This window comes from Streptomyces sp. NPDC002643 (assembly GCF_053592555.1).
This window is the reverse complement of sequence record NZ_JBSFVY010000023.1, coordinates 165241-174805: the sequence shown is the minus strand read 5'-3', so window position 1 is coordinate 174805 and position 9565 is coordinate 165241. Positions and strand designations below refer to the sequence as shown.

The 9565-nt window shown below is 71.3% G+C and carries 10 protein-coding genes; 1 reads left to right on the top strand and 9 read right to left on the bottom strand.

Annotation, left to right across the window (positions count from 1 at the left end; genetic code table 11):
• Positions 1-123 precede the first annotated feature (123 nt).
• Positions 124-1209 carry a mechanosensitive ion channel family protein gene (locus tag ACWD4G_RS31070; RefSeq protein WP_451299250.1) on the bottom strand — a complete coding sequence of 362 codons (1086 nt, stop codon included), beginning with the start codon at positions 1207-1209 and terminating at the stop codon, positions 124-126.
• Between the two features lie 293 nt (positions 1210-1502).
• The gene (locus ACWD4G_RS31065) at positions 1503-2480 is read right to left on the bottom strand and encodes a lysylphosphatidylglycerol synthase transmembrane domain-containing protein (protein ID WP_451299276.1); all 978 of its coding nucleotides are present in this window, start codon (positions 2478-2480) and stop codon (positions 1503-1505) included.
• A 226-nt stretch (positions 2481-2706) separates the two neighbouring features.
• Between ACWD4G_RS31065 and ACWD4G_RS31060 the strand changes: the two genes are divergently transcribed.
• Positions 2707-4590: an ABC transporter ATP-binding protein gene (locus ACWD4G_RS31060; protein ID WP_451299274.1), complete on the top strand. Its 1884-nt coding sequence runs from the start codon at positions 2707-2709 to the stop codon at positions 4588-4590.
• Positions 4591-4643: 53 nt separating this feature from the next.
• Here the strand turns inward: ACWD4G_RS31060 and ACWD4G_RS31055 are convergent, their stop codons facing one another.
• From ACWD4G_RS31055 to ACWD4G_RS31025, 7 genes are all read right to left on the bottom strand, one after another.
• Positions 4644-5360 (bottom strand): DUF6766 family protein, encoded by a 717-nt coding sequence (locus ACWD4G_RS31055; RefSeq protein ID WP_451299248.1) that lies wholly within the window; start codon positions 5358-5360, stop codon positions 4644-4646.
• A gap of 86 nt (positions 5361-5446) precedes the next feature.
• Complete coding sequence (locus ACWD4G_RS31050) at positions 5447-5875, bottom strand: hypothetical protein (protein WP_451299246.1); 429 nt, start codon at positions 5873-5875, stop codon at positions 5447-5449.
• A gap of 137 nt (positions 5876-6012) precedes the next feature.
• Positions 6013-6747 carry a metallophosphoesterase family protein gene (locus tag ACWD4G_RS31045; protein WP_451299244.1) on the bottom strand — a complete coding sequence of 245 codons (735 nt, stop codon included), beginning with the start codon at positions 6745-6747 and terminating at the stop codon, positions 6013-6015.
• Positions 6744-7121, bottom strand: a complete 378-nt coding sequence (locus ACWD4G_RS31040; RefSeq protein ID WP_451299242.1) for a hypothetical protein — start codon at positions 7119-7121, stop codon at positions 6744-6746. The genes ACWD4G_RS31045 and ACWD4G_RS31040 overlap by 4 nt, the downstream gene beginning before the upstream one ends.
• 79 nt (positions 7122-7200) lie before the next feature.
• Complete coding sequence (locus ACWD4G_RS31035) at positions 7201-7869, bottom strand: nucleotidyltransferase family protein (RefSeq protein WP_451299240.1); 669 nt, start codon at positions 7867-7869, stop codon at positions 7201-7203.
• Positions 7870-8023: 154 nt separating this feature from the next.
• Positions 8024-8473: a MarR family winged helix-turn-helix transcriptional regulator gene (locus tag ACWD4G_RS31030; RefSeq protein ID WP_451299238.1), complete on the bottom strand. Its 450-nt coding sequence runs from the start codon at positions 8471-8473 to the stop codon at positions 8024-8026.
• Positions 8474-8643: 170 nt separating this feature from the next.
• Positions 8644-9510, bottom strand: coding sequence for a bifunctional methylenetetrahydrofolate dehydrogenase/methenyltetrahydrofolate cyclohydrolase (locus tag ACWD4G_RS31025; RefSeq protein WP_451299272.1), 867 nt, complete (start codon positions 9508-9510; stop codon positions 8644-8646).
• Positions 9511-9565 lie beyond the last annotated feature (55 nt).

Here is a 9565-nt window from a genome sequence, read left to right as displayed (position 1 = left end):
ACCCCACCCCTCCTTTCGCCCCCCCCGCGGGGGTCTGGGGGCGCCAGCCCCCGGAAAACAGCGGGGTCGAAGGGGCGCAGCCCCTGGGGACGGGACGGGTAGGGGCGGCGGGGGCGATAACCCCTACGGCGCCACCACCTCGACGGCGGTCTCCCGCTGATGCGGAATCTCCAGCCCCCCGCCCCCGGACTGGATCGCGACCGTCCGCCGAGGCGCGGGAATGTTGATGCCCTCGGCCCGGTACCGCTTGTGCAGCCGCTTGATGAACTCGTGCTTGATCCGGTACTGGTCGCTGAACTCCCCGACCCCGAGGATCACCGTCATCCCGATCCGGGAGTCGCCGAACGTGTGGAACCGCACGGCGGGCTCATGGTCCGGCACGGCACCCTCGACGTCCTTCATGGTCTCCGCGACGACCTCGTTGGTCACCCGCTCCACATGCTCCAGATCGCTGTCGTAACCGACCCCCACCTGCACCAGCAGGGTCATGTCCTGCTCGGGCTGGTTGAAGTTGGTCATGTTCGTGCCGGCGAGCTGACCGTTGGGGATGATCACCAGGTTGTTGGAGAGCGACTTGATCGTCGTCTGACGCCAGTTGATGTCGACGACATAGCCCTCCTCACCGCTGCTCAGCCGGATGTAGTCACCCGGCTGGACCGTCTTCGAGGCCAGGATGTGGATGCCCGCGAACAGGTTGGCGAGCGTGTCCTGAAGCGCCAGGGCCACCGCGAGACCACCGACACCGAGGGCGGTGACCAGTGGGGCGATCGGAATGCCGAGGGTCTGAAGGATCACCAGACAGCCGATGGCGAGGACCGCGACCCGGGTGATGTTCACGAAGATCGTCACCGAGCCCGCGACCCCGGCCCGGGACTGGGTGACCGTACGCACCAGACCGGCGATCACTCTGGCCGAGGTGATCGTGGCGACGAGGATCAGCAGTACCGTCAGCGACTGGTTCACATGGTGCTGAACGGTTTTCGTCAGTGGCAGCGCCGCCGCGGCGGTCGCCGCGCCGCCGATGAACGCGCCCCACGGCACCAGTGAGCGCAGCGTGTCGACGATGACGTCGTCACCGCCCCAGCGCGTCTTCGTCGCGTGAGCGCCGAGCCAGCGCAGCAGCACCCGCAGGAGGAACGCGGCCACCAGCCCCGCGACCAGGATGATTCCGGCCACGAGGTAGTCGTCGAGGGTGAGGGCCCGGGTCATCGATCGCCTCCCGAAGGACGCGGAGAGCGACCGACGGGCCATATGTCGCAACCCATGGGCCGTATGTGATGTTTCGTCACCTTGCCACCTGCTCGAATCCGGAATGCACGATCACGCTTGCCCGGACGTGTGTACGACACCGGGCGGGATCGTTCATCCTGCCGTATCCGGCTGTCTGATCGGCACCGGACCTGCGGGGATCGGCCATTGACGGACCGTCGGCCGCGACCGAATGTCCGGAACGCGCCGTCTCGGGCGCGGGGTCCCGGGGCGAGGTCGCGACGCCTGGTGTCTCAGATCACCTTCAGCCGCACCAGCGCGCCCAGCGTCAACGCCCCCGGCAGCAGCGGCAGCCACAGCGTGATGATCCGGTACGCCAGCACCACCGCCGTCGCCACGGCGGGCGGGCCCCCGGCCGCCACCAGCGCCACGACCAACGCGGCCTCCACCGAACCCAGACCGCCCGGCGTCGGTATCACCGCGACCGCGACCGTGGCCGCCAGATACGCGAGGGCCATGTGCGTCACCGGGAGGTCGAGGCCCAACGCCAGCCCCACCATGACCAGTCCGGTCGCCTGGAGCGCCGGGAAAGCCAGTGAACCGCCCCAGAGCGCCAGGACGCGCGTCGGGCGCGTGTGCACGGAGCGGGCCTCGACCCACGCCGTGCGGAGGAACCCGAACACGGCCGTACGCAGCCGTCGTACGAGCAGGACCGCGACCAGGGCCACGCACAGGACGACGCCGGCGCCGACCAGCAGGGGAGCGGTCAGCCCGTCGGCCGTCGCGGAGCCCCCGGGGAGGAGGGTGCCCAGTCGCAGCGCGTGGGGGAAGGCGATCAACAGGGCGACCAGCAGACCGACCCTGGCGATCGACTCCGCGAGCAGATACAGCGCGAGGGCCGCCGACGAGCGGGCCAGGGACACCCCGCACACCGTCATGAAGCGGAGGTTCACCGCGCTCGCGCCCAGACCGGTGGGCAGCAGATGGTTGGCGGCGCCCGCCGCGAACTGTGTGGCCAGCAGCCGTGTCGCGGGCAGCCGTTCGACGAGCGCGCCCTGCCGGGTCACGGCCGCCGCGACCCAGGTCAGACAGGTCGCGCCGACCGCCGCAGCCAGCCAGGACCACTGCGCGGTGGCGAGATGGGCGAAGCCCTCGATCAGGACCGAGCGATGGCGCACGGCGACGATCGCCACCAGGACGAGCGGCAGCAGACACAGGATCTGCCGGATCGGGAGACGGCCCCACGGTGGCCGGCCCTCCCGGTCGACCACCCGACCAGGCTCTTGCTCATGCCGCTCCTGCTGGTCCGGCCCCTGCCGGTCCTGCTCCTGCTCCTGCTCCTGGGGGAGTCGTATCGCGCTCACACCCGGAGAGGTTTTCCGCGCCGGACCAACGGGGGGTTGCGCGCGAGGGGACGGGGGTTGTCCGACGGCCCGCGAATCGGTGGGCCGTGTTGACCTCAATGAAGCTTGAGGTTCTAGCGTCGCCCGCATGAGTATGGAGACCACCGCCTGGACCCAACTGCAGGGCATGATGAACGCCCAGCAGCACAGCCGCCCCTTCGCCCGGGCGACCCTACGCCGTATCGGCGCCTTTGCCCGTCCACATCGTGGCCGTATCGCATGGTTCATAGCCATCGGTGTGGTGACCGCGTTGCTCGCCGTCGCCACGCCAGTGCTCGCGGGGCGCGTCGTGGAGGTGATCGTGTCGAGCGGGGACGAGACACTCGTCGTCCGCCTTGCCGTGCTCATCGCCCTCATCGCGGTCGCCGAAGCGGCCCTCGGGCTGCTCGGCCGACGGCTGTCGGCGACGCTCGGCGAGGGACTCATCCTCGATCTGCGGACCGCCGTCTTCGATCATGTGCAGCGCATGCCGGTCGCGTTCTTCACACGTACTCGTACGGGAGCGCTCGTCAGTCGTCTCAACAACGACGTCATCGGCGCCCAACGGGCCTTCAGCAACACCCTCTCCGGAGTCGTCAGCAACCTGGTCACCCTGCTGCTCACCCTCGCCGTGATGCTCACCCTGTCCTGGCAGATCACCCTGCTCTCGCTGGTCCTGCTCCCCGTCTTCGTCGTCCCCGCCCGGCGGATGGGCGCCCGCATGGCCCGGCTCCAGCGGGAGGCGGCGCACCTCAACGCGGCCATGGGGACCCGGATGACCGAGCGGTTCTCGGCGCCCGGTGCCACCCTCGTCAAGCTCTTCGGGCGCCCCGACGACGAGTCCGCCGAGTTCGCCGAACGCGCCCGCCGCGTAAGGGACATCGGGGTGCGTACGGCGATGGCGCAGTCGACCTTCATCACCGCGCTCACCCTGGTCTCCGCCCTGGCGCTCGCCCTGGTGTACGGCCTCGGCGGATGGTTCGCGCTGCGCGGCACCCTGGAGACCGGCGCGATCGTGTCCCTGGCCCTGCTGCTCACGCGGCTGTACGCGCCGCTCACCGCGCTCGCCGGGGCGCGCGTCGAGATCATGAGCGCCCTGGTGAGCTTCGAGCGCGTCTTCGAGGTACTCGACCTGAAACCGCTGATCGAGGAGCGGCCGGACGCCCGCGACCTCCCCGACGGCCCCGTCTCCGTCGAGTTCGACGACGTCCGCTTCGGCTACCCGTCCGCCGACAAGGTCTCCCTCGCCTCCCTGGAGGAGGTCGCCGCCCTCGACACCCGTGGCGGCACCGAGGTCCTGCACGGCATCTCCTTCCGCGCCGAACCCGGCCAGACCATCGCCCTCGTGGGCTCCTCCGGCGCCGGCAAGTCCACCGTCGCCCAGCTCCTGCCCCGCCTCTACGACACCGACGCGGGCAGCGTCCGTATCGGCGGCGTCGATGTACGCGAGGTCACCGCCGCCTCGCTGCGCGGGGCCCTCGGCATGGTCACCCAGGACGGCCACCTCTTCCACGACACCGTCCGCGCCAACCTCCTCCTCGCCCGCCCCGACGCCACCGACGACGACCTCTGGGACGTCCTGCGCCGGGCCCGCCTCGACGACCTCGTACGATCCCTGCCCGATGGTCTGGACACCGTGGTCGGCGAACGCGGCTACCGACTGTCCGGCGGTGAACGCCAGCGCATGACCATCGCCCGGCTCCTGCTGGCCCGCCAGCGCGTCGTCATCCTCGACGAGGCCACCGCCCACCTCGACAACACCTCCGAGGCAGCCGTCCAGGAGGCCCTCGCCGAAGCCCTGGACGGCCGTACCGCCGTCGTCATCGCCCACCGGCTGTCGACGGTACGGGCCGCCGACCAGATCCTCGTCGTCGAGGCCGGACGCATCGTCGAACGCGGCACGCACGAGGAGCTGTTGGCGGTGGGCGGACGGTACGCGGAGCTGTATCGGACGCAGTTCGCGAAGACGGAGGCCGAGGCCCCGACCGTCGCGGCGTAGCGGCGAGACGTTGTACGCGGGTACGCACCGGGACCGTGTGGCTCCCCCCGGAGTCAGCCCTCGACGCCGGTCGAGGCGTGGGCGGCGCCGACCGGCTTGGACTCGGGGGAGCCGCGCTGGCGCAGATAGATCGAGAGGACCGCCATGGAGGCGATGGCGAGGAACTCCGACTGCCAGTTCTGCAGCGTACGGCTCCAGAAATCGGCCGACACGATGTACTCGGACCAGCTCATGGGCGCCTGGAGTTCCCTGAGCAACTGCTCGTTGTACGCGGCCACACCCGTGATCGACTGAGCGAGCCAGGACAGCGCGAACACCGCCCCCATGACCCAGCCGAGCGAACTGGCGTACAGCGCCAGACGGAACCCGCCGACCGAGGCCCAGCGCGGGGAGTCGGGGCCCGCGTGCCGTCCGACGCGCTGCTCCTCGTCGGACTCGACACCGATCCGGTGCGGCTCCTTGGACTCCGGGGAGCCGCGCTGCACCAGCCAGACGGTGAGGAAGACATAGAGGAAGAACTGCAGATACTCGGACTGCCAGTTCTCCATGACGTCGACGGCGAAGTCCGACGAGGTCACGTACTCGCCGAAACCGACCCGCTGCAGGCCGTCCGCCGTGAGTTGGTTGTTGAAGTCCGCCCGACCGGCGAACGCCTGGCCGATCACGGCGAGGGCGAACAGCGTCAGGAAGGTGAGCCCGAGGCCGTTGTCCCGCAGGAACCGCCTCGCGGACCGGCCCGGGGACCGGCCCGGGGATCGGCGTGCGCTCATCGGTGCAGCGCTCCCAACGTGATGCAGTAGGCCAGACCACCCACGATCACCAGCAGACACAGCACGAACACCGTACGCAACTCCCCTCAACCGCCCTTCAACACACACTGGTAGGGCTGTCCCGGGCGGGGTGCGCAGCCGGCGGCGACGACCTTCCAGCCCGTGGAGAACTGGGACAGGAACAGGGTGTCCGCCGCGAACACCACCCGGGCCTGCCGTCCGCTGACGTCGACTTGTTCGGCGCCGTCCGTGCCCGTGACACCGCCGGGCACGGCGGACGGGATCTCCTCCGTGAGGACCCCCTCCGCGCAGGCCGCCCCGGCCGACTGCTCGACCTCCTCGCGAACCCCCGGCGCCAGTACCGCGCACAGGGCCGCCCCGTCCCGGGCGCCGAGGGCCCGCTCGAACGTGAGAGCGGCGTCCTCGGCGGCGGTCCGCCGCCCCTCGACCGCCCCGCAGCCGGTCGTCAGCACAAGCGCCGCCGTCACCGCTCCCCACCACCATCGCCAGGGCATCGCAGGTCTCCCGTCCGCCGTCCACGCAGGTGTCGAGGGACCGTACCCCACCTCACCGCCCGCCCCGGGTGCCGCGCGACTGCCGGAAGCCGTCCGTCCCCCGGCCGGGGCAACGGCCCCGCGACCCGCCCGCCACCTCAGCCTTCGCGGTCCACCGGCAGCCGGTAGACCGCGAAGGCCCGCCGGATGACCGGCTGGGCGACATTGCGCACCCGGACCCCGCCGCTCGTCAGTCCGTGCTCGGTGCCGAGATGGGCATGGCCGTGGACGGCGAGATCGGCGCCGGACTCGTCCATCGCCTCGGCCAGCAGATAGCTGCCGAGGAACGGGTAGATCTCCAGCGGTTCACCGACGAGCGTGTCCGGTACGGGCGAGAAGTGCGTGAGCGCGACACGGACCGCGCAGCCGTCCTCGGCCAACTCGTCGAGAGCGCGCCGCAGTCCGTCCGCGAGGCCCCGGGTGTGCCGGACGAACGCCTTCATCTCGGGCTCGCCGAACTCACTGCCGCTGCGCCCCGCGAAGCCACCGCCGAACCCCTTCGTCCCGGCGACCCCGACCCGTACCCCGTCGACCTCGACGACGGTCCCCTCGCCCTCCAGTACGGTCACCCCGGCCTTCCGCAGCTCGGCCGTCACCTCCTCCGGGCGCTCGGCGTGGTGGTCGTGGTTCCCGAGTACGGCGACGACCGGCACCGGCAGCCCCGCCACCTCCTCGGCCACCACCCGCGCCTCCTCCGGAGTGCCGTGCCGGGTGAGGTCCCCGGCGAGCAGCAGCAGATCGGCGTGGTTCGGCAGGGTCTCGAACGCCGGCCGGAGCAACCCGCCGCTGTCCGGCCCCAGATGGATGTCCCCGACGGCCGCGACCCTGATCACGACAGCTCCTCGGGGCGGTCCGGCGCGCTGACGTCGGCCAGGGTGATGTCGGCCAGGACGGCCACGCCCGGCAGTTCCTCGGCCGCGATCCGCAGGATGGCCTCGCGATCGGCGGCGGTGGAGGCGGTGCCGGTGATGTGCACGCTGTCGCCGCGCGCCTCGATCCGCATGCTCAGCTCCGCCAGATCACCACGAGCGAGCCGCTCCTCCAGATGGGCGATACGGTACTCACCGGTCACCCCGAGATGGCCACCACCGGTATCCCGGCCCGCCTCGGCGTTCGCGCCCTGGCCCACCTCGGCGTCCTGACCCGCCCCGGTGTCCGAGCCGGCCTCGGCGTTCGTGTCCCGGTCGGCCTCGGCATCCGGGCCCACTCCGGTGCCGGGTCCCTGGCCGTGGTCAGGCCCCGGGCCGTTGCCAGGCCCCCGGCCGTCGTCAGGCCCCGGGCCATGGTCAGGCCCCGCTGTCTCCGCTGTCCCTGACGCCGTCATCGCCGGTCTCCTCCGGCTCGATCACATGGAGGCGCTCCAGCAGGTACAGGAACGCGGCCGGCATCGGTTCGCCGCCGCACTCGTTCCGTACCTGCCGCCAGTCGATCTTCTCCCGCAGGGTGCGGGCGATCGGCAGGATGGCGCCGAAGTCGCAGTAGTGCTCGGACAGGGCCAGGAGACGCCCGACGAGCAGATCCGTCGCGGCGAGCACGGGCATCCATACGGACTGGACCGACAACATCTCGGCCCGGTCCAGCAGCTCCTTGCTGACCGGTGCCCGGGTCGGCCGGAAGATCAGGTCGACCTCCTGGCCCTGGCTGCGGGTCTTGACCAGCCAGTCCTCCGGCGGCTCGGTCACCGTGAGCCCGCCCGCCTCCAGCGTGGCCGTGACGGCGTCGACGTCCTCGGGCAGCACACAGAAGTCCACGTCGTGCTGAAGGGTCGCCGGTCCGCCGTGGGCGTACACCGCCACGCCGCCCGCCAGGGCGAAGGGGTGCCCGGCGGCCTTGAGCAGGGACGCGACCTCTTTCGCCGCTTCGAGGATGGCCTGGGTCCGGTCCGGAGGGAGCCCGTCGTCGTCCGGGTCGGCGAGCACACCCGCCGCCCTGACACCGCCGTTCCGCGCTGTCAAGACACCTCTCCGGTCCTCGCGGAGGGTGCGCGCAGCCGCGGGAGCACGAACGGGAACTCCATGACTTCCACGATACGGCGGCCCCGACGGAAGGCGAGGCGGGCGAGCGGGCGGCCCGGGGCACCCGGATCACCGGCCCCCACGCGGCCGGCGGCTACGTCGGTGGGAGGTCGAGCAGGCTGATCAGGGTGCGCCGGAAGTCCCCGGTCCGAGGATCGTCCAGACCGCCGAGCGGGGCGAGCAGCCGGTCGAGCAGCACCTGTACGGCGTCGATCGCGGGCCGTACGGCCGTCCTCCCCTCCTTGGTGAGAGCCAGCCGTACGACCCGGGTGTCCTCGGTGTCCCGAGTGCGCCGCACGAACCCGGCCGACTCCAGCGAGCGGGCCAGCTTCGACACATACAGCGCCTCCAGGCCCGTGTGGTCGGCGAGCTCCCGCTGACTCGGCGGCCGACCCGAGCGCTCCATCCCGAACAGCGAGGCCAGCAGCACATATTGGGCGTGGGTCAGGTCCAGGGGCGCCAACTCCTGGTCCATCGCGGTGCGCCAGCGGTTGGACAGAAGCCAGACCAGATGGCCGGGGGTGGCGTTCGACAGATCACTCACGACAGGTACCGTACATGGCTACTAAATGGGTGGGGCGTCGGTCCGGTGGGACGCCGGATCGGCCGGGTCTCCGCGGTGTACGGGTCGGCCGTCGCAGGGGAGAGGCGACGGACTGAAGCGTGAACGTGCCGTTTGATTTCCGGACAGGCGGAGTGGCTGTGACCGAGTGACTAGGCGCTCTCGGCGGTGGCCTGGCGTTCCGCCGCCTCGACGATGTTCGTGATCAGCATGGCGCGGGTCATCGGCCCCACGCCGCCGATCGGGGGAGCGAGGGTGCCGGCCACCCGGTCGACGTCGGGGTGGACGTCGCCGAGGATGCCCTCCACGGTGCGGGTCAGCCCGACGGACAGCACGGTCGCGCCCGGTTTGATCCAGTCGGGCCGGACCAGGTGTGCCACACCGGCCGCGGCGACGACCACGTCCGCGGCACGGGTGTGCGCGGCGATGTCGCGGGTGGCCTCGTGGCACAGGGTGACGGTGGCGTGTTCCGTGCGCCGGGTGAGCATCAGTCCGAGCGGCCGGCCGACGGTCACACCGCAGCCGATCACACAGAACTGGGCGCCGGTGATGGGGACTTGGTGGCGGCGCAGGAGGTCGAGGATGCCCCGAGGGGTGCAGGGCAGCGGCGCCGGAATGCCCAGGACGAGCCGGCCGAGGTTGGTCGGATGGAGCCCGTCCGCGTCCTTGGCCGGGTCGACCAGCTCCAGCACGGCGTGCATGTCGAGGTGCGCGGGCAGGGGCAGTTGCACGATGAAGCCGGTGCACGTGGGGTCGGCGTTGAGGCGCAGGACGGCGGCCTCGATATCGGCCTGGGTGGCGTCGGCGGGCAGATCGACGCGCAGCGAGGCGATGCCGACCTCGGCGCAGTCCCGGTGCTTGCCGCCCACATACGAGCGGCTGGCCGGGTCGTCGCCGACGAGGATCGTGCCCAGCCCGGGGACGATGCCGCGTTCCCGCAGGGCGAGGACGCGGGCGGCGAGTTCACGCTTGATGTCCGCCGCGGCTGCGGAGCCGGACAGTACGGTCGCTGTGGTCACGGTGCACACGTTCCGTTTCTGCGGGATGTTGATGGCACGGCCCTCCGGGCTCTTG